Here is a 23,539-nt window from a genome sequence, read left to right on the forward strand (position 1 = left end):
CGGAAGCGAGAGACTGGAGATCGACGGCCTTATGCAAATCATCGTTCGCGACAATAATGTCGACCAGGCGCTGCGCGCGCTCAAGAAGAAGCTGCAGCGTGAGGGCGTCTATCGCGAGATGAAGCTGCGCCGTCATTACGAGAAGCCGTCGGAAAAGCGCGCGCGCGAGCGTGCCGCCGCCATCCGCCGTGCGCGCAAGCTGGAGCGCAAGCGCGCCGAGCGTGACGGCGTCCGGTAAGACGCCGCATCGTGTGGGGCCGCAAGGCCCCGCCCGAGAAAGATGACCTGCCCATTCTGACATAGCGAGCCTGCCCCATGTCCGTGACTGCCGTTCCGTTGCGTCCGATCAAGAAGGGCTCGCTTACCAAGCTGTGGATCGGCATCGGCCTGCTGGCCGCCGTCGGCATCGGCGCCGCCTGGCTTTCGACCAAGGCGGCCGTCGTCGCGGCGCAGACGCCGGACGAATATCTGGCGGATAACGGCAAGCGCGCCGGCGTCGTGACGCTGCCGTCCGGCCTGCAATATGAGGTGCTGAAGGAAGGTAACGGCCCCAAGCCGACGCCGGCCGACCTCACGCTGGTGAACTATGAGGGCAAGCTGGCAAAGACGGGCGAGGTGTTCGACGCCTCCGAACGGCATGGCGGCCCCGCCACCCTTCCCGTGACCGGCCTGATTCCGGGCTGGACCGAAGGCGTGCAGCTGATGAAGCAGGGCTCCAAATATCGCTTCTGGATGCCGCCGAGGCTCGCTTATGGCGATGCCGGCGCCGGCCCCAATGGCGAGATTCCGCCCAATGCGGTGCTGGTGTTCGACCTGGAGCTGCTGGCCGTGCAGCCCGGCGCAATGAACGCGATGCCCGGCATGGGTGGCATGGGCGGCGGCATGGAAGGCCATCCCGGCATGTGATCGCCCGGCCGCCGGGCTCCGGCGGCGGACATCGTCGACCAAGACGCAGGCGGCGTCCCGAGGCATCGGGGCGCCGTCTTTCCGTTTGCGCTCCGCGAGGCGCGCGCCGGTTCCGGCATGGCGCGTATCTCCCTCGTCGTCTCCCCCCCCCCCCATCGTCATGCCAGCGCAGGCTGGCATCGTATCGAGGCTGGTGCCGTGCCGTTGTATAGCGGTGAGCGATGCCAGCCTGCGCTGGCATGACGACGGGGAAGAAATGCCGGCTCCAGCCGACCGCCACATCCCACTCGTCAGCGCCGGGCATGGCCCCCGGACGGCGCGGGCGATCCTTAGCCCGTGATGCGGTGCGTGACGGCGGAGGCCGCGGCTTCCTCGGCCTTGGCGTCGGAGCGTTGTTCCAGCAGCACCTTGATCATCGCGACGAGCGGATCGGCCAGCGCAAGGCCGAGGATGCCGCAGAGCGAGCCCAGGAGGAGCTGGGCGCTGAGCACCAGCGCGGGCGCGAGATCGACCGAGCGCTTGGCGACGGTCGGCACGATCAGATAGCCGTCCACCGTCTGCACGACGAAATAGACGGCGATCGCCCACAGCCCGGTCTCGACCCCGGCCGAAAAGCCGACGAGCACCAGCAGCAGGCCCGATACGATCGCGCCGATATTGGGCAGGAAGGCGAGCAGGCCGGTGAGGATGCCGAGCAGCGCCGCCATCGGCACGCCACCCACCAGCAGCAGCAGCCAGGTGCCGACGCCCTCCACCGCCATGCCGAGCAGGCGCCCGGCCATCAGGCGGCGCATCGTGTAGCCGAGCTTGGCCGAGGTTTCGTAGAATTCCTGGCGCCTTTCCATCGGCAGCATCCAGGCGAAGCCGCGTTCGTAGAGGCGCGGCTCGATCGCCACGAACACGCCGATCACCAGGATCATCGCCATGCTGGAGACGGCGCCGATCGCGGTGCCGAGCGCGCTGGTGAGCCGGCCGAGCGATCCCATCACCTGCTCGCCGATCGCATTGGCGCTGTCGCGGGGCATCAGCCCCATCGCCTGCACCCAATCGACGATGCGGTTGAACTGTTCGGTCACGACGATGCGCAGCGTGCCGAACTGCGCGCCGATCGAGGCGCCCGCGAAATAGAAGGTCCAGAGCAGGAAGGCGGTGACGGCCAGGCACACGATCGCCAGCCGCCAGCCCCGCCGGATCGGCAGCACCCGGCCGAGCAGGCGGGCGCCGCCGTCCAGCATCGAGGCGATGACAAGGCCGCCGGCGATCAGCAGCAATGTCTGGATCAGATACCAGGCCAGCACGATGCCGGCGGCGAGCCCGAGCCAGACGGCGGCGCGCTTCAGTTCCCGGGTGGTGATCGGATCGCGGAAATCCGAAGGGCCGGGCTGTTCGGGCGCGCGCGCCTCGTCGCTCATTGCGCGGGGGCCTCCGCATGGGCCGGGCGCAGGCTGGTGCCCGCGCGGCCGCCGCGCATCGCCGTGAACCAGCTAATCGGGTTCCACAGCGTCGAGGTGCCATCGAGCGAGAAGGTGATGAATTCCGCGCGGCCGCCCAGATTTTCCACCGGAACCGGCCCGCCCAGGCCGCCTTCCATCGATGAGACCCTGCTGTCGGCGGATTGATCGCGATTGTCGCCCATCAGGAATACATGGCCCTCCGGTATGGTCAGCGCCGGATAATCATCGTTCTGGCCGCCGGGGCCGAGATCGATCGTGTCGTAACTGACGCCGTTGGGCAAAGTTTCCCGGACGCGGGGCATCTGGCAATATTCGCGGCCGTCCGGCCCCGTCACGCGCAGGCGATAGACGTCGGGCGTGTCGCAGGGGATGTTGGGATCGATCGGGATCATCGCGGGCGACAGGAACTGCCGCTTCACCGGCACGCCGTTCAGGATGACCACGCCGTTGCGCAGCTCGATCCGGTCGCCGGGCAGGCCGATCACCCGCTTGATATAATCGGTATATTGCGTCGGCGGCTTGGCGATCACCACGTCGCCGCGCTGGGGCAGGTGGCCGAACAGGCGCCCGTGGATGAAGGGGATCGACAGATAATCCTGCCCGGTCAGCCGGCCGAGCCAGCGGCCCGGCGCGCCGGGGATGCGGGTGATGCTGGGCGACACATAGGACCAGCCATAGGGATATTTGGTCACCACCAGCCGATCGCCCTTGATGAGCGTGGGCATCATCGATTCGGACGGGATGTAGAAGGGCTTGGCGAGGAAGCTGTGGAAGGCGAGCACCGCCAGCACCAGCCAGAATACGCCTTTCGCCTCCGCCCACCAATCCGTCTTCGGCCGGGAATCGGCCGTGGAGGGCAGCGGGGCCTGCGGCTGCGGTTGGGGCTGGGCGGTGTCTTCGATACTCATCGATACTTGCTGATCGCTCAAGCGATCCACTCCTTAGATCCGGGCGGCGCCTAGACGGCGCGGGCATAGAGGATGACGAACGCCTGCGCCCAGGGGTGGTCGTCGGTCAGCGTCAGATGCACGTCAACGGCGTGGCCCGGCGGCGTGATCGCGTCAAGCCTTGCCTTGGCGCCGCCGGTCAGCGCCAGCGTCGGCGCGCCCGACGGCGCGTTGACCACGCCGATGTCCTTCATGAACACGCCCGAACGGAAGCCGGTGCCCACCGCCTTGGAGAAAGCCTCCTTCGCGGCGAAGCGCTTGGCATAGGTGGCCGCGCGGGTGAGCTGGCGCCGCTCGGCCTTGGCGCGCTCGACATCGGTGAAGACGCGGTTGACGAAGCGCTCGCCGAACCGGTCGAGCGAATTCTGGATGCGCTCGATATTGCAGAGGTCGGAACCGATGCCGATGATCATCGTGCCTGCTCCATCAGTTCGCGCATCCGCGCCACGCTGGCGCCGAGGCCGGTAAAGATCGCCTCGCCGATCAGGAAATGGCCGATGTTCAGCTCGGCGAGCTGCGGGATGGCGGCGATGGCCGTGACATTGTCGAAGGTCAGGCCGTGGCCGGCATGCGGCTCGATCCCGTTCTTGGCGGCCAGCGCCGCAGCATCGGCGATGCGGCGAAGCTCGGCCGTGCGATCGGCGCCGTCGACATGGGCATAGCGGCCGGTGTGGAATTCGACCACGGGCGCGTCGAGCCGGATGGCGGCCTCGATCTGGCGGGGATCGGGTTCGATGAACAGGCTGACGCGGATGCCGGCATCGCCCAGCCTGCGGACGAAGGGCAGGAGGTGATCGAACTGGCCGGCGGCGTCGAGGCCGCCTTCGGTCGTCCGCTCCTCCCGCCGTTCGGGCACGATGCAGGCGGCGTGCGGCCGGTGGGCCACCGCGATGCCCAGCATCTCCTCCGTCGCCGCCATCTCCAGATTGAGGGGCAGGGCGATTTCCGCCATCAGCCGGTCGATATCGCCGTCGGTGATGTGGCGGCGGTCCTCGCGCAGATGGGCGGTGATGCCGTCCGCACCCGCCTGCGCCGCCAGAATCGCCGCCCGCACGGGATCGGGATGATCGCCGCCCCGCGCGTTGCGGATGGTGGCGACGTGATCGATGTTCACACCCAGGCGGAGACGGCCGGTCATGGCGGCGGCATCCTTTTATAAGGAGGGTTGATTATGAAGCGGCCCTGCTTCCGGGCTTGATCGCGGGGATCGCCGCGAGCTCGGGCGGCAGCGCATCGGCCGCATAGGTCGGCACGGCGATGCGAATCAGCGGGTAGAAAGGCACGCCGAGATCGGCCTTGCCGTCCGACCGGTCGACCAGCGAAGCCGCCGCGATCACCTGGCCGCCGGCTTCCTCCACCGCCTTGNTCGCCTCGCGCGAGGAGAGGCCGGTGGTGACGACGTCCTCCATCAGCAGCACCTTCAGCCCCGGTGCGAGGCGGAAGCCGCGGCGCAGCTCGAATGTGCCGGTGGGGCGTTCGACGAACATCGCGTCGAGGCCGAGCGCGCGGCCCATCTCATGCCCGGCGATCACGCCCCCCATGGCCGGCGATACCACCGCGCCGAGCTGGATCTTCACCTTGTCCGGTATCTTCCGCGCCAGCGCTTCGGCCAGCCGCGCGGCGCGCGCCGGGTTCATCAGCACGCGCGCGCACTGCAGATATCGGGACGAACGCAGCCCTGAGGACAGAATGAAATGGCCTTCGAGCAGCGCATCGGCGTCGCGGAATTCCGCCAGTATCTCTTCATCCGTCATGTCGTTTCTCCCGGCGGTTCGATGCCCCGCCAGATAGGCCGCGCGGGCGCGTGCATCAACTGCCCGAAATTCTGCGATTACCCTGCTTGAGACCCGCGACACCCGCGCCTATAAGCCCCCCAATCGCGATAAGCCCGCATAGAGACGAACAGCCGCGAGGGAAGCGGCGCTGACCGGGGGTGAGATGAGTACGCTGAAGACGATGTTGATGGCATTCGCGCTGGCTGCGACGCCCGCAGCCGCGCTTGCCCAGGGCGCTCCCGCGCCCGTCGCGGCCCAAACGGCTGCTGCGCCGGCCGCCGCGGCGACCGCCGCCCCCGAATCCGCAAAGCCTGCCTTCCAGCATGCCGCGCCCGAAGCCGATATCGGCCAGCCGATTCCCGGCGGCTGGAAGATCCAGCCGCAGGTGACCGCGCTGGGCGAGGACGGGCAGTGGCTGCACAACAGCGTGCTGGTGCCGATCATCACCGCCATCTGCGTCTTCGTTCTGGCGCTGATGCTGTGGGTGATCGTGCGTTACCGCGCCAAGGCCAATCCGGTGCCGTCGCGGACGACGCACAACACCTTCATCGAGGTGGTGTGGACGCTGGTGCCGGTGCTCATCCTGCTGGTGATCGCGGTCCCCTCGATCCGCCTGCTCGCCGCGCAATATAACCAGCCTAAGGCCGATCTCACCATCAAGGTGATCGGCAACCAGTGGTATTGGACCTACCAATATCCCGACAATGGCGACTTCGAGCTGGTCTCCAACATGCTGAAGGAGAAGGACGAGGTTAAGCCGGGCGACCGCTTCCGCACCGACGCGGACGGCCCCCGCCTGCTGGCGGTCGACGAGCGCATCGTCGTTCCGGTCGGCGCGGTGGTGAAGCTGATCGTCACGTCGAATGACGTGATCCACAGCTTCGCCGTGCCCGCCTTCTGGACGAAGATGGACGCCGTGCCCGGCCGCCTGAACGAAACCTGGTTCAAGGCCGATCGCCCCGGCGTCTATTTCGGCCAGTGCTCCGAACTGTGCGGCGCGCGCCATGCCTACATGCCGATCGCCGTCGAGGTGGTGGAGCCGGCCCGTTTCGCGGAATGGGTGAAGTCGAAGGGCGGCACCATGCCGGGCGAGGCGGCCGAGGCCCCCGCCGGCGAGGCCGCCCCCGCCGCCAACGAAGCTGCCCCCGCCGAAGCGCCGGCGGCAGCTCCCGCCGCCGCCGCGGCGACGACGAACTGAGGCTGACAGCAGATGACCGATACGACAGCCACCGCTGCCCATTTCCAGGCGCATGACGATCATGCGCACCATGATGCCGATCACAAGCCGGGCTTCTTCGCCCGCTGGTTCATGTCCACCAACCACAAGGACATCGGCACCCTCTATCTGATCTTCGCGATCGTCGCCGGCATCATCGGCGGCGGGATCTCCGGCCTGATGCGCGCCGAGCTGGCGGCGCCGGGCATCCAGTATCTGCCGACCTGGCTGGCGATGCTGCACGGACCCGGCACCTTCGACGAGGCGCTGCACCTGTGGAACGTGCTCGTCACCGCGCACGGCCTGATCATGGTGTTCTTCATGGTCATGCCCGCGATGATCGGCGGGTTCGGCAACTGGTTCGTGCCGATCATGATCGGCGCGCCGGACATGGCCTTCCCACGCATGAACAACGTGTCCTTCTGGCTGCTGATCCCGGCCTTCACGCTGCTGCTCGCCTCGCCCTTCTTCGGCGGCGCCGGCACCGGCTGGACGGTCTATGCTCCGCTTTCCACCTATGGCGAGCCGGGGCCGTCGGTCGACATGGGCATCCTTTCGCTCCACATCGCGGGCGCGAGCTCGATCCTGGGCGCGATCAACTTCATCACCACCATCTTCAACATGCGCGCGCCGGGCATGACGCTGCACAAGATGCCGCTGTTCGTGTGGTCGGTGCTGGTCACCGCCTTCCTGCTGCTGCTGGCGCTGCCGGTGCTCGCCGCCGCGATCACCATGCTGCTGACCGACCGCAACTTCGGCACGACCTTCTACGATCCCGCCGGCGGCGGCGATCCGATCCTCTATCAGCATCTGTTCTGGTTCTTCGGCCACCCCGAAGTCTACATCATGATCCTGCCGGGCTTCGGCATCGTCAGCCACATCATCGCCACCTTCTCCCGGAAGCCGGTGTTCGGCTATCTCGGCATGGCCTACGCCATGGTCGCGATCGGCGTGGTCGGCTTCATCGTGTGGGCGCACCACATGTTCACGACCGGCCTGGACGTGAACACCAAGATGTATTTCACCGCGGCGACGATGGTGATTGCGGTGCCGACCGGCATCAAGATCTTCTCCTGGATCGCGACGATGTGGGGCGGGTCGCTCACCTTCAAAACGCCGATGGTGTGGGCGCTGGGCTTCATCTTCATGTTCACCGTCGGCGGCGTGACGGGCGTCGTGCTCGCCAATGGCGGCGTCGACAACTATATGCACGACACCTATTATGTGGTGGCGCACTTCCACTATGTGCTGTCGCTGGGTGCCGTGTTCGCCCTCTTCGCCGGCTTCTACTACTGGTTCGGCAAGATGTGGGGGAAGCAGTATAACGAGTTCCTCGGCCACCTCCATTTCTGGGTGTTCTTCATCGGCGTGAACCTGCTGTTCTTCCCGATGCACTTCCTGGGCCTGGATGGCATGCCGCGGCGCTACCCCGACTATCCGGATGCCTTCACGCAGTATAATCACCTCGCCACCCTGGGCTACAAGGTGATGGCGGCCGGCATGGTGGTGTTCTTCGTGAACGTCATCTGGTCGCTGATCGCCGGCAAGAAGGCGGAGGACAATCCGTGGGGCGAAGGCGCCACGACGCTGGAATGGACACTCTCCAGCCCGCCGCCGTTCCACCAGTTCGAGACGCTGCCCAAGATCGACTGAGATCGGCGGCGATCGAAAGGGGAATGATGGCCGCCGTTCCGGTTCGCGCCGGGGCGGCGGCCAGCCCATGAGCGGGTATCGACCCGCCGGAATTGGAATGAGATGAACACGACCGCGATGAACACCACAGCGATGGAGCCGGCAGGCGCGGCCACGGCCGAGTGGCGGGACTTCCTCGCGCTCTGCAAGCCGCGCGTGCTGACGCTGGTCGTCTTCACCGGGCTGTGCGGGATGCTGGCGGCGCCGGTGTCGATCCACCCCGTGCTGGGCTTCACCGCGATGCTGTGCATCACGCTGGGCGCGGGCGCGGCCGGCGCGCTCAACCAGTGGTATGAGGCCGATCTGGACGCCAAGATGCGGCGCACCGCCGGCCGGCCGCTGCCAGCCGGGCGGATGGACCGCCAGTCCGCCCTGCATTTCGGCGTGGGGCTGGGCGCTTTCTCCGTGCTGCTGATGGGGCTGGCGGTGAACCTGCTGGCCGCCGCGATCCTCACGGTTTCGATCCTGTTCTATGTGCTCGTCTACACTGTGTGGCTGAAGCGGCGGACGCCGCAGAACATCGTGATCGGCGGCGCGGCCGGCGCCTTCCCGCCGCTGATCGGCTGGGCGGCGGCGACCGGCCGGGTGGAATTGCTGCCGGTGCTGCTGTTCGCGATCGTGTTCCTGTGGACGCCGCCGCATTTCTGGGCGCTGTCGCTGTTCGTGCGCACCGACTACGCCAATGCCGGCGTGCCGATGCTGCCGGTGGTGGCAGGCACGCGGACGACGAGGGCGCAGATCCTGCTCTATACGCTGCCGATGGTGGCCGCCGCCGTCGCGCCGTGGCCGCTGGGGCTGACGGGCGCGATCTACGGCCTTGCCGCCGTGGCGCTTTCCGGCCTGTTCCTGCTGCTTTCCGCCCGCGTCGCCTTCAGCCAGGAGGCGGACCAGGCGAAGATGAAGCCGGAACGGCGGCTGTTCGCTTATTCGATCCTCTATCTCTTCATATTGTTCGGCGCGCTGGTCGCCGATCGGATGGTGCTGGCATGAATCCGCTTCCCGACGACGAGATCCGCCGCCGCCAGCGTTCCCGCGCGCTGGTGATGGCGCTGCTGCTGGGCGCGCTGGTGATCCTGTTCTACGCGATCTCGATCGCGAAGATGGCCTGACCATGGCGACCTTGGTCGAACGCAACCGCCGGGTGGGCCTGATGGCGACCGCGATCGTGGGCGCGATGATCGGCCTCGGCTTCGCCAGCGTGCCGCTCTACCGCATGTTCTGCCAGGTGACCGGCTTCAACGGCACGACGCAGAAGGCCGAAGGCGCGAAGGCGCCGGGCGCGGTGGTCGGCAAGATCGTGAACGTGCGCTTCGACGGCAATGTGAAGCCGGGCATGGCGTGGAGCTTCGCGCCCGAGGAGCATGTGCAGCGCGTGGCCATCGGCGCAAGGGACATGGCCTTCTACAACGCCACGAACAATTCGGACAAACCGGTCACGGGATCGGCGACGTTCAACGTTTCGCCCAGCCAGGCGGGGCAATATTTCACCAAGATCGAATGCTTCTGCTTCAAGGAGCAGACGCTGAAGCCCGGAGAATCGGTGCGGATGCCGGTCGTCTTCTATGTCGACCCGAGGATCCTCGACGATCCGGATGCCAGGGATATCAACGAAATCACGCTTTCCTACACCTTCTTCCCGGTGGATTCCGCCGGGAACGGCGGTTAAGGACGACGCACGGTAGAGCCAAAGGGGACGGAAAGAATGGCCGGCGCCAAGACCCACGATTATCACATTTTGCCACCGAGCATCTGGCCGCTGTCCGGGTCCATGGCCGCGCTGGTCATGGCTTCGGGCGGCATCATGTGGATGCACGAGGCGGCCCATGGCGGGGCGGTGTTCCTGGCGGGCGTCGCGCTGCTGCTGTTCACCTTCTACAGCTGGTGGTCGGACGTGATTCGCGAGGCGCATGCCGGCGATCACACGCCGGTCGTGCAGCTCCACCTGCGCTACGGCATGATCCTGTTCATCGCTTCGGAAGTGATGTTCTTCGTCGGCTGGTTCTGGGCGTGGTTCGATTTCGCGCTGTTCCCGGCGCCGGTGGAAGTGACCGACGGTGCAGTGAGCCTGGTCCAGACGGCGGGCGTGTGGCCGCCCAAGGGGCTGGAGGTGATCGATCCCTTCCACCTGCCGCTGCTCAACACGCTGATCCTGCTCTGCTCGGGCACCACCGTCACCTGGGCGCACCACGCGCTGCTGGAAGGCGACCGCAAGGGCCTGAAGACCGGCCTGTGGCTCACCATCCTGCTGGGCCTGCTGTTCAGCAGCATCCAGGCTTATGAATATGCCCATGCCCCCTTCGCCTTCAAAGGCCTGAACTATGGCGCCGCCTTCTACATGGCGACGGGCTTCCACGGCTTCCACGTGATCGTCGGCACGATCTTCCTGATCGTCTGCCTGATCCGCGCCTATCGCGGCGATTTCACGCCGAAGCAGCATTTCGGCTTCGAGGCGGCCGCCTGGTACTGGCACTTCGTGGACGTGGTGTGGCTGTTCCTGTTCGCCGCCGTCTATGTGTGGGGCGGCTGGGGCGCCCCGGTCCACGGCTGATGACGATCATCGCCGCCCTGGTGGATCGCGCCGGGGCGGCGCTGGCATGACCAGCCCGACACCCCTCGAATCCGGCCTTCGCGGCCTCTGCCCCCGCTGCGGCGCCAAGACGCTGTTCGCGGGGGCAGCCAGTTTTGCGCCTTCCTGCCGGGCATGCGGCCTTTCCTTCGCCAGCTTCAACGTGGGCGACGGGCCGGCGGCCTTCCTGACGCTGGGGGTGGGCGCCGCCGTCACCGCGATGGCGATCCTGTTCGAACTGGCCGTCCATCCGCCATTCTGGCTGCACCTGATCCTGTGGATACCGATCACCGCCGGCGCCGTGCTGGGATCGCTGCGCGTCGCCAAGGGCATGTTGCTGGCGCTGGAATATCGCAACGCCGCGCGCGAGGGCCGCATCGTCGAGGAAGCGGCACGGGACGAGCAGCCGTGAGGCGACTGCCCTTCTGGCCGACCCTGTTCGTGCTGGCGATGGTGGCGCTGATGGTGGGGCTGGGCATCTGGCAGCTCCGCCGCGCCGAATGGAAGGAAGCGCTGCTGGCGCGTTACGCCGCCGCCGAAGGCCTGCCGCCGACAGCCTTTCCGGCCGTGCCGGTGCCGGACGAGAACCTCGTCTTCCGCAGGGCATCGGGCCATTGCCTGGCGGTGACGCGCTGGGATGCGCGGGCAGGTCGCAACCGCAAGGGCGNGCAGGGCTGGCGCCACATCGCCTCCTGCCGCACCGGCGGCGGCGAGGGGCCGGGCATGGCGGTCGATTATGGCTGGTCGCGCAGCTCCGAAGCCCCCAAGGCTCCGGCGCTCGGCGGGCCGGTGAGCGGCGTGATCGATTTCGACCGCGACCGCGTGTTCATCCTCGTCGCCGACACGGCCGCGCCGGGGCTGGAGCCGAGCGAGAAGCCTTCACCCCTGAACGTGCCCAACAATCACCGCGCCTATGCCGTGCAATGGTTCCTGTTCGCCCTGGTCGCGCTGGTGATCTACGCCATCGCCGTCTGGCGCCGCCCGCCGGCCGGGCCGGGGGCGAAGCCGGGCGCCTGACTGGGGTTGTAGTGTCGAGGATAGCACGCCACCGTACCGTAATGAGAGGGCTTGTTATCGCGGCGGCATTTGCCTGGGCGGCACTATTGTCCGGATGTGATCGAGTGCCAACGACCTACAGCGCCGCTTGTTCAACTCCGCTCAGCCATTGGGGGACCGAGAAGGACGGAGTGGGGCATCTCGTGCCGATAATGCCCGTATTTTTGGCATCGGACGGTTCGATTCTCTGGAACAAAGTGGCGATTTCCAATGCCCAGCTTCGGGCATACATGGTTCAAGCAAGCAGTCTCAATCCTACTCCGCAGGTTATCCTCGAAGTGTCTCCGTCGGCTTCCTGTCAGAGGGTTAACGAAGTGCGAGCCATCATGGATGCCGCCCCCTTGTGCAGGGGACCCCGCGCACGCTGCAGCGAGGGATGGAATTCAGGGGAATGGCCGATGCTCGGCGGACCCTAGATTTCGTTTTTGCGGCGCCATTCCCGGTGGCGCCGGCTCGCCCTAATCCCTCACCCAGCGCGCGAAGATGGCGGTGGGGAGCAGCAGGCCGCGCGCTTCTTCCCGCACCGTCATCTCGCCGGCTTCGATCCGGCCGCCGAGATGGGCGGTGGCTTGACGGAGCAACTCCGCGATGGCGATCGCGGACATGCGCACCGCATAGACGGTGAGCACGAGGAATTTGGAGCGTTCGTCCAGGAGGTTCACGCAATGGGCGATCAGGCCGGGCAGATGCTCCTCCAGCCGCCATACCTCGCCATCCGGCCCGCGCCCGAACTTGGGCGGATCGAGCATGATGCCGTCGTAACGGCGGCCGCGACGCACCTCGCGGGCAGCGAATTTCACGGCATCGTCCACCATCCAGCGGATCGGGCGGTCGACCATGTCGGACAGCAGGGCATTGGCCTTGCCGGCCTCCACCGATTTCTTGGACGCATCGACATGGGTGACGCGCGCGCCCCTGGCCGCGAGCGCCAGCGTGCCGACGCCGGTATAGCCGAACAGGTTGAGCGCCTCGTCCCCCTCGGCGATGCGATCGCGCATCCATGCCCATTGCGGTGCCATGTCCGGGAAGAAGGCGAGGTGGCGGAAGGGGGTGTTCTGCGCGTTGAAGCGCACATCCTCCCATTTCAGGTGCCAGCCGCCGCGCGGCACTTCGCGATCGAGGTGCCACTTGCCGCCGCCATCCTCGTCCGACGCGGCGATGAAATCGCCGTCGGCGCTCCAGTTGGGATCGGCGGGCGCCCACATCGCCTGCGGTTCGGGGCGGATGAAGCGGAAACGGCCATAGCGTTCCAGCTTCCGGCCATGGCCGGAATCGACGAGGCCGTAATCGGCCCAGGGTTCGGTTACGAGGGTGATGAGATCGTTCATGCCGCCTTCGCCAGCTTGCCGCCCACGGTGGCGATCGCCCGTCCGCCGGAAAGCGCCCGTGCCCCGGCTTCGCGCGCCGCCGCCAGATTTACCGCGTCGAGCGCGGCCACGGTTTCCGCGACCGGCACGATGCGGCCGTGGACCTGGATCTGGCGGGCGAGATGATCGCAGCGCGCCGCCGGGCCTTCCAGCCCCATCAGCAGCCCGGCCTTGGCCTGGACGCGGGCGCGCTCCAGCTCCGCCTCGGTCAGCCCTTCGGCGGTGCGGGCCAGCACTTCCTCCGCCAGCGCCAGCGCTTCCGCGCCCTGATCGCGCTGGGCCGCGCAATAGACGCCGAACAGGCCGGTCTCGGCATAGCTCTGCGCCCAGGCATAGACGCTGTAGGCCAGCCCGCGCTGCTCGCGCAGTTCCTGGAACAGGCGGGACGACATGCCGCCGCCCGCCGCCGTGGTGAACAGGCTGAGCGCGTGGACGGCGGGATCGCGATAGCCGACCCCCCGCCAGCCGAGCGCCAGATGGATCTGGTCGAAGCGGCGCCGGTCAAGCTTGGCGCCGGCCGCGAAGCTGGCGGCGGGCGGCGTGGCGGGCGCGCCGGGGGCCATGTCGCCGAAATACGCCTCGGCAAGGCGGAGCAGCTCCGCCTCGTCCACCTTGCCGGCGGCGGCGAGGACGAGGCCGTCTGGGCGATATTGCCCCGTCACCCAGGCCCGGAGCGCATCGGCGTCGATCGCGGCGATGCTGGCTTCGTCGCCCAGCACGGGCCGGCCGAGCGGCTGGCGCGGGAAGGCGGCGAGCTGGAGGTGATCGAAGACGATATCGTCCGGCGTATCCCGCGCCTCGCCCAGTTCGGACAGGACGACGCCTTTCTCGCGCTCCAGCTCGTCGGCATCGAAATGGGGCGCGCGGACGAGATCGGCGATCATGCCGACGCCCAGCGCCAGATCGCCCGCCAGCAGGCGGCCGTGGAACACGGTGTGATCGCGCGCCGTCCAGGCGTTCAGCGATCCGCCGACATCCTCGATATCCTCGGCGATGGCGCGGGCGTCGCGATTGCCGGCGCCCTTGAACACCATATGTTCGACCATGTGGGCGAGGCCGCTCAGCCCCTCCGGCTCGGACCGCGCGCCGACATCCGCATAGAGGCCGACCGCCAGCGTCTCCACCCCGTCCATCGGCTCGATGGCGACGGTGATCCCGTTCGCCAGCCGGTGGAGGCTGGCGCTCATGCGGGGACGGCCGCCGTCGCGCGTTCGGCGATATGCGCCTCGATCGCCTCGAGCGTGGCGGGAAGGGTGGCATAGCGCTCCTCCCGCTCGAACAGGCCGCCGACGCGGGCGGGCAGGTTGGGGCGCTGGCCCGTGGCGCGCTCCACCGCATCGCGGAACTTGGCCGGATGCGCGGTGGCGAGCGTGACGATCGGGACCTGCGGATCGAGATCGGCACCATGGGCGGCGGCAAGGCCGATCGCGGTGTGCGGATCGATCACCTGGCCGCTGCGCTCGGCGGCGTGGCGCATGGCCAGCGCCATGCCGTCCGCGTCGATGCGCGCGCTGGTGAACAGGCGGGCGGCCTCGTCCCGCATGGCTGCGGGGATGGCCAGCCGCTTCGTTGCCTCGAATCCCGCCATCGTCTGCGCCAGCGCGGCGCCGTCGCGCCCGTGCAGGTCGAACAGCAGCCGTTCGAAGTTGGAACTGACCTGGATGTCCATCGACGGCGCGGCGGTGGGCGTGACGGTGCCGACCGAATAATCGCCTTCCGCCAGCGCGCGGTGGAGGATGTCGTTCACGTTGGTCGCGACGATCAGCTTCGCCACCGGCAGGCCCATCCGCGCGGCGGCATAGCCGGCGAAGACGTCGCCGAAATTGCCGGTGGGCACCGAGAAGGCGACAGGCCGGTCCGGCGTGCCCAGCCGGACGGCGGCGTAGAAATAATAGACGATCTGGGCCATCAGCCTGGCCCAGTTGATCGAATTCACCGCGCTCAGGCGGAAGCGGCCGGCGAAATCGCGATCGGCGAACATCGCCTTCACCAGGGCCTGCGCATCATCGAAGCTGCCTTCGATGGCGATATTGTGGACGTTGGGGGCGAGCACCGTCGTCATCTGCCGGCGCTGGACGTCCGACACCCGGCCCAGCGGGTGGAGCATGAAGATATCCACCTTGGCGCGGCCGGCCAGCGCGTCGATCGCCGCCGATCCGGTATCGCCCGAGGTGGCGCCCACCACGGTGAGGTGGGTATCGCGCTGCGACAGGAAGCGTTCGAACAGCAGGCCGAGAAGCTGGAGCGCCACATCCTTGAAGGCGAGTGTGGGGCCGTGGAACAGCTCCAGCAGCCAGTTGCGCCCGTCGAGCTGGACCAGCGGCGTCACCGCCTCATGATCGAAGCGGCCATAGGCTTCGGCGCAGAGCGCGCGCAGCTCGTCCCGGCCCAGCGCGTCGCCGACGAAGGGGGCCATCACCTCGACCGCCGTATCCACGTAGGAAAGGCCGGCCAGCGCGCGGATCGCTTCGGGCGTGAAGCGCGGCCAGCTTTCCGGCACATAGAGGCCGCCATCGGCCGCAAGACCGGTGAGGGTGACGTTTTCGAAGTCGAGTGCGGGCGCCGTGCCCCGGGTGCTGATATAGCGCATAGTGCGCCGCGCTTAGCGGCGTGCGCGGCCCGGAGCAACTTTTGACATGAAAGGGCGTTCCGAAACGGTCAATATGTGCGCGAAAAACATGAGCCCGGGGTGCGCTTGCGAACATCGCGAAGCCCAGCGGCGGCGCCCGGCCGACAGGATGCCTGCATGACGGATGCCGAGGGCGCGGACTGGTGGAACGAAAGCGGGGATCGCCTGCGCGCCTATATCGAACATGCCCCGCGCAAGATGTGGGCGACCGACACGGTCGGCAGGGTGCGCTTCTTCAACCGCGAATGGCGCGATTATGCCGGTCTTGCCCCGATGACGGACATCAGCAACTGGAAGGATATCGTCCATCCCGACGATCAGGCCGATCTGGTGCGCATCCGCAACGAAGGCTTCGCGCGGGGCGCCCGATACGACATGCACGTGCGGCTGCGGCGGGCGTGCGACCTCATGTATCGCTGGCATAGCGTGAGCGTATCGCCGGTGCCGATCGACGGCAGGGTCGTGGGATGGATCGGCGCCGCCGGCGATATCCATGACGAGCGCGAATTGCAGGAACGCCAGCGGCTGATGGCGCAGGAGATCAGCCATCGCGTGAAGAACAGCCTTTCGCTGGTGGCGGCGCTGCTGTCGATGCAGGCGCGCGATGCCGAGGACGAGGCGAGCCGGAAGGTGCTGATGGATGCCTATTCGCGCGTCCAGACCATCGCCGACGTGCACGCCCATCTGTGGCGGCAGAGCGATTCGAGCATCACCAATATCGGGGCCTTCCTGGAGGAATTGTGCCTGCGCCTGGCCGAGACCGCACCGGAACATGAGATCAGCTTCGCCGGCGGGCGGATCATGGTGCCGACCGACCGGGCGATCCCGCTGGGGTTGATGCTGAACGAGCTTGTCACCAACGCGCTGAAATATGCCTATCCGCACGGGAAGGGCGGGCCGATCGCGGTGGTGCTGCATGATCGGACGGAGGGCGGACCGGAGAGCGGCCGGGTGGTGCTGGAGGTGGCCGATCGCGGCGTGGGGCTGCCGGAGGGGTTCGACATCCACGCCCGTGGCCAGAGCCTGGGGATGCGGCTGATCGCCAATATCGCCCGCCAGCTGGATGCGACCGTGACCGTCGCGAGCGCCGATCCGGGCGCCCGCTTTTCCATCTCCATCCCCCGGCGCCCCGCCTGAAAGGGGCGTTTCCCGCGTCCTTGCCGCGCCTTGCCAGCGGACCGGCTTGGCTTATAATGAATCCTGTTCAGCGATGCGTGGCACGACCGGCGCCGACCGCCGGCGGGAAGCGACATCGCCTTTTGGGGGAGGCGAATAATGGCAAGCCACAGGCCGATCGGAACCGCTTTCATCACCGGCGCCAATGTCGGGCAGGGCAATCTGCTGGCCAAGCGGCTGGCCGACAGGGGCGTGCGCGTCTTTGCCGGCGTGCTGCCCGGCGCGCCCACCGATCTGGAAGGCGACAACCGCATCACGCTGGTCGAACAGGATGTTTCGGACGGCGAATCCGTGCGGAAGAGCGCGGAGATCGTCGAGGCGGCCCTGAACGGGCAGGGCCTCGATCTGCTGCTGAACGTGGCGGGCGTGGCCAATATCGCCGTGGGCGTGATCGAGGGCGTGAAGATGGAGGAGGTGGAGCGCATCTTCCAGATCAACACCTTCGGCCAGCTCCGCGTCGTCCAGGCCTTCCTGCCGATGCTGCGCCGGGCCAAGGCCGCGCGGATCGCCAATTACAGCTCCGGCGCGATCATCGCCAATCCGGTGGGCTCCGGCCCCTACAACATGACCAAGCACGCCATCCACGGCATGACGCTGACCTTGCGGCACGAACTGGCCGCCTTCGGCATCCAGGTGACGTCGATCCTGCCCGGCGGCGTGCTGACCGGAATGTCCGCCAATGCCCATGCCAACACGCTGAAGACCTGGCACGCCCAGCCGGATGCGGTGCTGGCCGTCTATGACAAGCCGCTGGGCAATACGGTGAAGCAGGTGCTGCCCGACATGCTGGAAAAGAGCGGCAGCACGCCCGACGAGGCGGTGGACCAGATGATGGCGATCCTGGACCAGCCGAAGTGGAAGCCGATCTCCTATGTCGGCAAGGACGTGAAGCCGATGGGGCTGATGCGCCGCCTGCTTTCGGACAGCCAGCTGGAAAAGGCGATCCGTTCGACCTTCAAGATCCCGACGGCGAAGATCCCCTCGCCGATCTGATCCCTTATTCCCGGCCGGCGCGCAGGGCCGCGCCGGCGGCGAAGGGGGCCAGCGCCACCAGGATCAGCGAGGCGGCGGCCAGCAGCTTGAGGCCGCCATTGTCCGCCGCGCCCAGCGATCCCGCGCCGAAGATCAGGATCGGCACGGCGAGCGGCAGCATGACGAGGCCCGCCAGCGCGCCCGCGCCGCGCAGGCCCAGGGTGAGCGCGCTCGTCATGAGGGCGAGCGCGGCGAGGCCGGGCGTGCCGAGCGCAAGGCCCATTTCCAGCCGGGCGAGCGTGGCGCCGTCCAGCTTGAGGAGCGCGGCGGCGGGCAGGGCCGCGATCAGCAGCGGCGGGCCGAAGGTGAGCCAGTGGGCCGCGAGCTTGGCCAGGGCGACCGCTTCCTCGCTGATCCCGCGCAGCGCCAGCTGATCGAGCACGCCGGCCTCCGCATCGGGCGCGAGCAGGCGATCCACCGGCAGCAGCGCCGCCAGTAGTGCAGCCATCCACAGCGCGCCGCCGCCGGTGGCGGCCAGCAGCCGGGCATCCGGCCCGACCGCGAAGGGGAAGAGCGTGGCGACCAGCAGGAAGAAGATCAGCGGCAGCAGCACGCCGCCGCCGGCATAGGCGCGGGCAAGGTCGCGGGCGGCGATGCGGGCGAGCGAGCTCATGGCGCCAGCCCGATCGCCTGCGCATCGGCGAGGCCCAGCGGCTGGTGGCTGGCGGCAAGGATGATGCCCCCGCCAGCGCGGTGCGCGGCCATCGCCCCCGCCAGCCGATCGAGCGAGGCGGCGTCGAGGCCGTTGCCGGGTTCGTCCAGCAGCCAGATCGCCGCGCCACCCGCGATCAGGCGCGCCAGCCCGGCGCGCCGCGCCTGCCCGGTGGACAGCATCCGCACCGGCACTTCGGCGATGGCGGCAAGGCCGGTGGTATCGAGCGCCGCTGCGACGGCATCGCCTCTCCGCCCGTCGATCGCCGCCCAGAAAGCGAGCGCGCGGCCCAGCGGCAGGCGGGGATCGAGCGCGTGGCGCTCATCGGCCAGCGCGATCGCGCCCTCGCGCCGGATCGCGCCGGCCGCGGGCGCGAGCAGGCCGGCGGCAAGCCGCAGCAGGCTGGACTTGCCGGTGCCGTTGGGGCCGGTGACGAGCGCCGCCTCGCCGGGGCCGAGCGCGATGCTCAACCCCTCGAACAGCAGCCGGTGCCCGCGCAGGCAGGCCACGCGATCGAATTCCAGCCGGGCCGCGCCCCCCGCCGCTATCATCCGACGGCATCCTCCAGCGCGTGCATGTCATCATCCGACAGGCCGAAATGATGGCCCACCTCGTGCACGACGACATGGGTGACCAGCGCTTCCAGGCTGACGTCGGTTTCGACCCATTCATCCAGCAGCGGGCGGCGATAGAGGGTGATGCGATCGGGCATGGCGGCGACGTCGCTGATCGATTTCTGGCCGATCGGCGTGCCCTGGTAGAGGCCGGTCAGCTCGAACGGGTCCTCGAAGCCCATGGCATCGAGCGTCTCGTCGTCGGCGAAATCCTCCACGAACAGCGCGATGGTGCCCATATGGTCGCGGAACGGCTGCGGAATGCGCGCCAGCGCGCGGCGGGCGAGGGCCTCGATCTGTTCTGCCGTGGGGGCGAAGGTGCCGGTCATGTTCGTGGCATAGATGGGAAACGTGCGGCTTCCAATCGCCGGGCTGAACTTGTGCCCGCAAAAGCGCGCGCTAGGGTGCATCCCTGGCAGTTTCTGGAGTGGACGATGATCGAGGCCCTGAACGAGACCGAGCGCGCCGATGCGCTGGAGGCGCTGGACGAGTGGGATTATGACGAGGGCCGCGACGCCATCACCCGCGCCATCACCTTCGCCGATTTTTCCGAAGCCTTCGCCTTCATGACGCGCGTGGCGTTGCTGGCGGAGAAGATGGATCACCACCCCGAATGGTCCAACGTGTGGAACCGGGTGGAGATATTGCTGATGACCCACGATGCCGGCGGACTTTCCACCCGCGATATCGTGCTGGCCGAGGCGATCGACGCGATGGTGGGCTGAAGCTGGGGCGGGTCGATCCCGGCTGGCTAATCCTTCCTTAACCATATCGGCGGCAGGAAGGCGCATCTGCCAGGGAAGGACCGTCCTTGACCGCGCCATATCTGAGAGGGACCGGATCGATCCGCGCCTCCGCCGACAAGGCGGCGGTGCGCGACGCGATCGGCCGCGCGGCGGAGCGGACGGGCGCGGACTTCACCTATCTGTTCAACCAGGCCAAGAGCGAGAGCGGGCTGGACCCCTATGCCAAGGCAAGCACGTCCTCGGCGGGCGGGCTTTACCAGTTCATCGACCAGAGCTGGCTCGGCGTGCTGAAGCAGCATGGCGGCACGCACGGCTATGGCTGGGCGGCGGATGCGATCTCGTGGAGCGGCGGACGCTGGCGGGTGGCGCCGGCCGCGCGCGAGGCGGTGTTCGCCCTGCGCAACGATCCGCAGGCATCGGCGCTGATGGCCGGCGAGTTCGCGCAGGACAATGCCGATGGCCTGCGCGCCGCGCTGGGCCGGGAACCGAGCGCGGGCGACCTTTATTTCGCGCATTTTCTGGGGCTGGCTGGCGCCCGCAAATTCCTGAAGGCGGCGCAGGACAATCCCGATGCGCCCGCCGCCGCGATGTTCCCGCGCGAGGCGGCGGTGAACCGCACGATCTTCTACACCCGATCCGGCACCGCGCGAAGCCTGGACGAGGTCTATCGGCTGATGGCGCGCAAGGTGGAAACGCCGGGCGGCGGATCGGCGATGGAGCGGCCGGTGCGGATGGCGGCGCTGGAAGGGGCGACGGACGTGGCCATGACGGCGACTCCGCTTACGGCCTCGCTGTCCGATGCGGTGCGGCTGGTGGACGTGCCGGCATCGACCGCGCGGCCCGCCGGAGACATGCCCGATACGATGCTGGCGCTGGCGGGGCGCACCGGTGGCGTCAACGTGCTGAAACCAAGCCCGCAATTCGCCACGCTCGCCTACCTGCTGGTGGCATCCCCCTTCGATCGCGACGAGGGCACGCGCGGCGATATCTGAGGCGCGCCGCGCCCGCCCGGAATACCCGCCCTGGCGATGTCGGGGCAGATACTTTTGCGCCAATTGACCCAAGGCCCCGTCCGGCGGCTTCCTGCGGCGTCGCCACACGGCGATACAGCTGGGGAAACTGTCATGCGTATGTTCAAGAGTTCAGTCGCGCTGCTGGCACTGTCGCTGGCTTTGCCAGTGACGGCGAATGCGGCGATCGTCACGCTGACCTTCGAGGGGATCGGCAATCTCAACCCCGTCGGTGATTTCTATGCCGCGCAAGGCATCATATTTTCAGACGACACCTTGGCTGTGATCGATGCCGATGCCGGCGGGACCGGCAATATCGCCAACGAGCCATCGGCCAGCACCGTCATGTTCTTCCTCAATTCCAACAATGCGGTCCTGAACGTGGCGGCGGGCTTCGAAACCGGCTTCTCCTTCTTCTACAGCTCCTCGACGGCAGCCACGGTGAACGTGTGGTCCGAAGTCGGCGCCACCGGCACGTTGCTGGGATCGATCGACCTGACCGCCCAATTCTCCAACAATTGCACCGGCGATCCCAATGGCCAGTTCTGCAACTGGACGCCGATCGGCGTGGCCTTTGAAGGGCTGGCGAGATCGATCGATTTCGGCGGAACCGCGAACCAGACCGCCTTCGACAACATTACCTTCGGATCGGAACGGCCGACGCAGGGCGCCATTCCCGAGCCGGGAAGCTGGGCGATGATGATCGCGGGCTTCGGCCTGGTCGGGGCGACCGCGCGGCGGCGGCGCTATCGCGCGAGGATCGCCTTCGCCGATTGAAAAGGGGATGGGGGGCTGGCCCGAAAGCCGGCCCCCATAGCCGGGCGCCGCAGCGCCGCTTATCGGATGGTATCGAGGCGTCGTCCCCGATAAGCCGGTTCCATGCATATCAGGGCCACCGCGATCGTCTGCGCTGTCCTCGCCCATGGCGAGCATGGCACGGTGGCGCGGCTGATGACGCCCGATGACGGCCTGCAGCCGGGCTATGTGCGCGGCGGCCGATCGCGCGCGATCCGGCCGGTGCTGCTGCCGGGCAACCTGGTGGCGGCCGAGTTCCGCGCCCGCAGCGAGGAGCAGCTTGCCGGGCTGACCGTGGAGCTGGTGCGCAGCCGGGCGGGGCTGATGGGCGAGCCGCTGGCCGCCGCCGCGATCGGCTGGGCGACGGCGCTGACGGCCGCCGCCCTGCCCGAAGGCCAGCCCTTCCCGCAGCTCCATGCCGCGCTGGACGGCCTGCTGAACGCGATCGAGCTCGCGCCGTCGGCGCGGGGCTGGGGCGCGGCGCTGGCGCGATACGAGCTGCTGCTGCTGGGCGAGCTGGGCTTCGGTCTCGATCTTTCGGCTTGCGCGGCGACCGGCGACGCTGCGGGCCTCGCCTTCGTCAGCCCCCGCAGCGGGCGGGCGGTGAGCCTGGCGGGGGCGGCCGGATATGAGGACCGGCTGCTGCCCTTGCCATCCTTCCTGATCGCCGGCGGACAGGGGGAGGGATGGGGTGACATATTGGCCGGGTTGCGCATCACCGGCCATTTCCTGGCCCGCGACGTGATGACCGAGCGCCGGGCGGCGGTGCTGGCCGCGCGCGAGCGGCTGATCGAGCGGATCGGGCGGCTGGGCTGACGGCCCGCTTTGCGAATTTCCGAACGCCCTTTCGAAAGATTGCGCCGGCCCGTGCCTAGCCTATGTTCGCGTCAGATATAGCTGGGAGAATGGCGATGCCGCGTGCCTGGAACCTGATTGCCCGCCCGACCGGCCTGCCCGGCCCCGAATGCTTCAGCCTGGTCGAAACGCCCCCGGCGCCGCTGGCGGACGGCGAGGTGCGGGTGCGCAACACCTGGCTTTCGGTCGATCCCTATATGCGCGGCCGGATGAACGACGTGAAAAGCTACGTCCCGCCCTTCGGCCTCAACGAGGCGATGACCGGCGGCGCGGTGGGCGTGGTGGTGGAATCGCGGGCCGACGGCCTCAAGCCCGGCGACCGGGTGATGCACATGCTGGGCTGGCGCGACGAGGCGGTGGGCAAGCCGCCCGAATTCATGCCCCTGCCGGACCTGGGCGTGCCGGACCAGATGTTCCTCGGCCTGCTCGGCATCACCGGGCTGACCGCTTATTTCGGGCTGTTCGATGTGGCGGAAGCCAAGGCCGGCGACACGGTGTTCGTATCGGCGGCGGCGGGCGCCGTGGGATCGGCCGTCGTCCAGTTCGCCAAGCTGAAGGGCATGACGGTAATCGGATCGGCGGGCGGCGCGGAGAAATGCGCGCTGGTCCGCGATCTCGGCGCCGATGCGGTGATCGATTACAAGGCGGACCGGCCGCTGGTGAAGCAGCTTGCCGAAGCCGCGCCGGACGGCATCGACGTCTATTTCGACAATGTCGGCGGCGAGCATCTGGATGCCGCGCTGGCGGCGGCGCGCAACCATGGCCGCTTCGCCATGTGCGGGATGATCGAAAGCTACAACACGGGCGCGCCGCTGTCGCTGCAATATGCCATACGGATCGTGGGGTTCCGCCTGCAGCTGCGCGGCTTCATCATCAGCGATTACATGCACCGGATGAACGAGTTCTTCGCCGAGGTCGGCCCCTGGGCGGCGGCCGGCAAGCTCAAGAATATCGAGACGATCCGCGACGGGCTGGAAGGGGCGCCCGATGCGTTCCGCGAGCTGTTCAGCGGCGGCAACAAGGGCAAGATGGTGGTGCGGCTCTGATCCGC

The 23,539-nt window shown here is 68.0% G+C and carries 28 protein-coding genes; 17 read left to right on the forward strand and 11 right to left on the reverse strand.

Annotation, left to right across the window (positions count from 1 at the left end; genetic code table 11):
- The first annotated feature begins 31 nt into the window (after positions 1 to 31).
- Complete coding sequence (gene rpsU, locus BHE75_RS04810; protein WP_010126124.1) at positions 32 to 238, forward strand: 30S ribosomal protein S21; 207 nt, start codon at positions 32 to 34, stop codon at positions 236 to 238.
- A gap of 77 nt (positions 239 to 315) precedes the next feature.
- On the forward strand, positions 316 to 906 hold the full coding sequence (locus tag BHE75_RS04815) for an FKBP-type peptidyl-prolyl cis-trans isomerase (RefSeq protein WP_070932765.1): 591 nt from the start codon (positions 316 to 318) through the stop codon (positions 904 to 906).
- A 329-nt stretch (positions 907 to 1,235) separates the two neighbouring features.
- On the opposite strand, the gene BHE75_RS04820 is transcribed toward BHE75_RS04815, so the two are convergent.
- The 5 genes from BHE75_RS04820 to pyrE are packed head-to-tail and all read right to left on the reverse strand — an operon-like array spanning position 1,236 to position 5,061.
- On the reverse strand, positions 1,236 to 2,318 hold the full coding sequence (locus BHE75_RS04820; RefSeq protein WP_015459540.1) for an AI-2E family transporter: 1,083 nt from the start codon (positions 2,316 to 2,318) through the stop codon (positions 1,236 to 1,238).
- Positions 2,315 to 3,268: a signal peptidase I gene (gene lepB, locus BHE75_RS04825; protein ID WP_191225148.1), complete on the reverse strand. Its 954-nt coding sequence runs from the start codon at positions 3,266 to 3,268 to the stop codon at positions 2,315 to 2,317. Before lepB ends, BHE75_RS04820 begins: the two co-directional genes overlap by 4 nt.
- 50 nt (positions 3,269 to 3,318) lie before the next feature.
- On the reverse strand, positions 3,319 to 3,720 hold the full coding sequence (acpS, locus tag BHE75_RS04830) for a holo-ACP synthase (RefSeq protein WP_015459542.1): 402 nt from the start codon (positions 3,718 to 3,720) through the stop codon (positions 3,319 to 3,321).
- On the reverse strand, positions 3,717 to 4,445 hold the full coding sequence (locus BHE75_RS04835) for a pyridoxine 5'-phosphate synthase (protein ID WP_070932767.1): 729 nt from the start codon (positions 4,443 to 4,445) through the stop codon (positions 3,717 to 3,719). Before BHE75_RS04835 ends, acpS begins: the two co-directional genes overlap by 4 nt.
- A gap of 31 nt (positions 4,446 to 4,476) precedes the next feature.
- Complete coding sequence (gene pyrE / locus BHE75_RS04840) at positions 4,477 to 5,061, reverse strand: orotate phosphoribosyltransferase (protein WP_070932769.1); 585 nt, start codon at positions 5,059 to 5,061, stop codon at positions 4,477 to 4,479.
- Positions 5,062 to 5,245: 184 nt separating this feature from the next.
- On the opposite strand from pyrE, the gene coxB reads away from it, so the two are divergent.
- From coxB to BHE75_RS04875, 8 genes are all read left to right on the forward strand, one after another.
- Complete coding sequence (gene coxB / locus BHE75_RS04845; RefSeq protein ID WP_070932771.1) at positions 5,246 to 6,280, forward strand: cytochrome c oxidase subunit II; 1,035 nt, start codon at positions 5,246 to 5,248, stop codon at positions 6,278 to 6,280.
- 12 nt (positions 6,281 to 6,292) lie between these two features.
- Positions 6,293 to 7,951 carry a cytochrome c oxidase subunit I gene (ctaD, locus tag BHE75_RS04850; RefSeq protein ID WP_070932773.1) on the forward strand — a complete coding sequence of 553 codons (1,659 nt, stop codon included), beginning with the start codon at positions 6,293 to 6,295 and terminating at the stop codon, positions 7,949 to 7,951.
- Between the two features lie 102 nt (positions 7,952 to 8,053).
- A complete protein-coding gene (locus BHE75_RS04855; protein WP_015459547.1) occupies positions 8,054 to 8,980 on the forward strand; it encodes a heme o synthase in 927 nt (308 codons plus the stop codon).
- A complete protein-coding gene (locus BHE75_RS25175; protein WP_015459548.1) occupies positions 8,977 to 9,099 on the forward strand; it encodes a hypothetical protein in 123 nt (40 codons plus the stop codon). The genes BHE75_RS04855 and BHE75_RS25175 overlap by 4 nt, the downstream gene beginning before the upstream one ends.
- Before the next feature lie 2 nt (positions 9,100 to 9,101).
- Positions 9,102 to 9,656 (forward strand): cytochrome c oxidase assembly protein, encoded by a 555-nt coding sequence (locus BHE75_RS04860; protein WP_015459549.1) that lies wholly within the window; start codon positions 9,102 to 9,104, stop codon positions 9,654 to 9,656.
- Between the two features lie 36 nt (positions 9,657 to 9,692).
- Complete coding sequence (locus BHE75_RS04865; RefSeq protein ID WP_015459550.1) at positions 9,693 to 10,538, forward strand: cytochrome c oxidase subunit 3; 846 nt, start codon at positions 9,693 to 9,695, stop codon at positions 10,536 to 10,538.
- Between the two features lie 46 nt (positions 10,539 to 10,584).
- The gene (locus BHE75_RS04870; RefSeq protein ID WP_015459551.1) at positions 10,585 to 10,968 is read left to right on the forward strand and encodes a DUF983 domain-containing protein; all 384 of its coding nucleotides are present in this window, start codon (positions 10,585 to 10,587) and stop codon (positions 10,966 to 10,968) included.
- Positions 10,969 to 11,006: 38 nt separating this feature from the next.
- The gene (locus BHE75_RS04875; protein WP_438830609.1) at positions 11,007 to 11,573 is read left to right on the forward strand and encodes an SURF1 family protein; all 567 of its coding nucleotides are present in this window, start codon (positions 11,007 to 11,009) and stop codon (positions 11,571 to 11,573) included.
- A gap of 497 nt (positions 11,574 to 12,070) precedes the next feature.
- Here the strand turns inward: BHE75_RS04875 and BHE75_RS04880 are convergent, their stop codons facing one another.
- The 3 genes from BHE75_RS04880 to thrC are packed head-to-tail and all read right to left on the reverse strand — an operon-like array spanning position 12,071 to position 15,569.
- Positions 12,071 to 12,940, reverse strand: a complete 870-nt coding sequence (locus BHE75_RS04880; protein ID WP_015459553.1) for a class I SAM-dependent methyltransferase — start codon at positions 12,938 to 12,940, stop codon at positions 12,071 to 12,073.
- Positions 12,937 to 14,166, reverse strand: a complete 1,230-nt coding sequence (locus tag BHE75_RS04885) for a M16 family metallopeptidase (RefSeq protein WP_070932780.1) — start codon at positions 14,164 to 14,166, stop codon at positions 12,937 to 12,939. Before BHE75_RS04885 ends, BHE75_RS04880 begins: the two co-directional genes overlap by 4 nt.
- Positions 14,163 to 15,569: a threonine synthase gene (gene thrC, locus BHE75_RS04890; protein ID WP_070932782.1), complete on the reverse strand. Its 1,407-nt coding sequence runs from the start codon at positions 15,567 to 15,569 to the stop codon at positions 14,163 to 14,165. The genes BHE75_RS04885 and thrC overlap by 4 nt, the downstream gene beginning before the upstream one ends.
- 156 nt (positions 15,570 to 15,725) lie before the next feature.
- On the opposite strand from thrC, the gene BHE75_RS04895 reads away from it, so the two are divergent.
- Positions 15,726 to 16,745 (forward strand): sensor histidine kinase, encoded by a 1,020-nt coding sequence (locus BHE75_RS04895; protein ID WP_070932784.1) that lies wholly within the window; start codon positions 15,726 to 15,728, stop codon positions 16,743 to 16,745.
- 138 nt (positions 16,746 to 16,883) lie between these two features.
- Positions 16,884 to 17,777 (forward strand): SDR family NAD(P)-dependent oxidoreductase, encoded by an 894-nt coding sequence (locus BHE75_RS04900; RefSeq protein ID WP_070932786.1) that lies wholly within the window; start codon positions 16,884 to 16,886, stop codon positions 17,775 to 17,777.
- A 4-nt stretch (positions 17,778 to 17,781) separates the two neighbouring features.
- On the opposite strand, the gene BHE75_RS04905 is transcribed toward BHE75_RS04900, so the two are convergent.
- From BHE75_RS04905 to BHE75_RS04915, 3 genes are read right to left on the reverse strand one after another with little or no spacing between them, the layout of a single operon-like run.
- Entirely contained in the window at positions 17,782 to 18,429 is a 648-nt protein-coding gene (locus BHE75_RS04905; RefSeq protein WP_070932788.1) for a heme exporter protein CcmB, read from the reverse strand.
- Positions 18,426 to 19,019 (reverse strand): heme ABC exporter ATP-binding protein CcmA, encoded by a 594-nt coding sequence (gene ccmA, locus BHE75_RS04910; RefSeq protein ID WP_070932791.1) that lies wholly within the window; start codon positions 19,017 to 19,019, stop codon positions 18,426 to 18,428. The genes BHE75_RS04905 and ccmA overlap by 4 nt, the downstream gene beginning before the upstream one ends.
- On the reverse strand, positions 19,016 to 19,411 hold the full coding sequence (locus BHE75_RS04915; RefSeq protein WP_070932793.1) for a metallopeptidase family protein: 396 nt from the start codon (positions 19,409 to 19,411) through the stop codon (positions 19,016 to 19,018). Before BHE75_RS04915 ends, ccmA begins: the two co-directional genes overlap by 4 nt.
- Before the next feature lie 105 nt (positions 19,412 to 19,516).
- Here BHE75_RS04915 and BHE75_RS04920 point away from each other — a divergent pair, with 105 nt between their 5' ends.
- The 5 genes from BHE75_RS04920 to BHE75_RS04940 all read left to right on the forward strand — a co-directional run bounded on the left by BHE75_RS04920 (position 19,517) and on the right by BHE75_RS04940 (position 23,534).
- Complete coding sequence (locus tag BHE75_RS04920; protein ID WP_070932795.1) at positions 19,517 to 19,807, forward strand: 4a-hydroxytetrahydrobiopterin dehydratase; 291 nt, start codon at positions 19,517 to 19,519, stop codon at positions 19,805 to 19,807.
- 86 nt (positions 19,808 to 19,893) lie between these two features.
- A complete protein-coding gene (locus tag BHE75_RS04925; RefSeq protein ID WP_084652936.1) occupies positions 19,894 to 20,820 on the forward strand; it encodes a hypothetical protein in 927 nt (308 codons plus the stop codon).
- 138 nt (positions 20,821 to 20,958) lie between these two features.
- Complete coding sequence (locus tag BHE75_RS04930; RefSeq protein WP_015459563.1) at positions 20,959 to 21,615, forward strand: PEPxxWA-CTERM sorting domain-containing protein; 657 nt, start codon at positions 20,959 to 20,961, stop codon at positions 21,613 to 21,615.
- A 102-nt stretch (positions 21,616 to 21,717) separates the two neighbouring features.
- The gene (gene recO / locus BHE75_RS04935) at positions 21,718 to 22,449 is read left to right on the forward strand and encodes a DNA repair protein RecO (RefSeq protein ID WP_070932798.1); all 732 of its coding nucleotides are present in this window, start codon (positions 21,718 to 21,720) and stop codon (positions 22,447 to 22,449) included.
- Positions 22,450 to 22,544: 95 nt separating this feature from the next.
- Positions 22,545 to 23,534 carry an NADP-dependent oxidoreductase gene (locus tag BHE75_RS04940; RefSeq protein WP_084653451.1) on the forward strand — a complete coding sequence of 330 codons (990 nt, stop codon included), beginning with the start codon at positions 22,545 to 22,547 and terminating at the stop codon, positions 23,532 to 23,534.
- Positions 23,535 to 23,539: the final 5 nt, after the last annotated feature.

Source organism: Edaphosphingomonas haloaromaticamans (assembly GCF_001853345.1).
Lineage (GTDB): Bacteria > Pseudomonadota > Alphaproteobacteria > Sphingomonadales > Sphingomonadaceae > Sphingomonas_E > Sphingomonas_E fennica.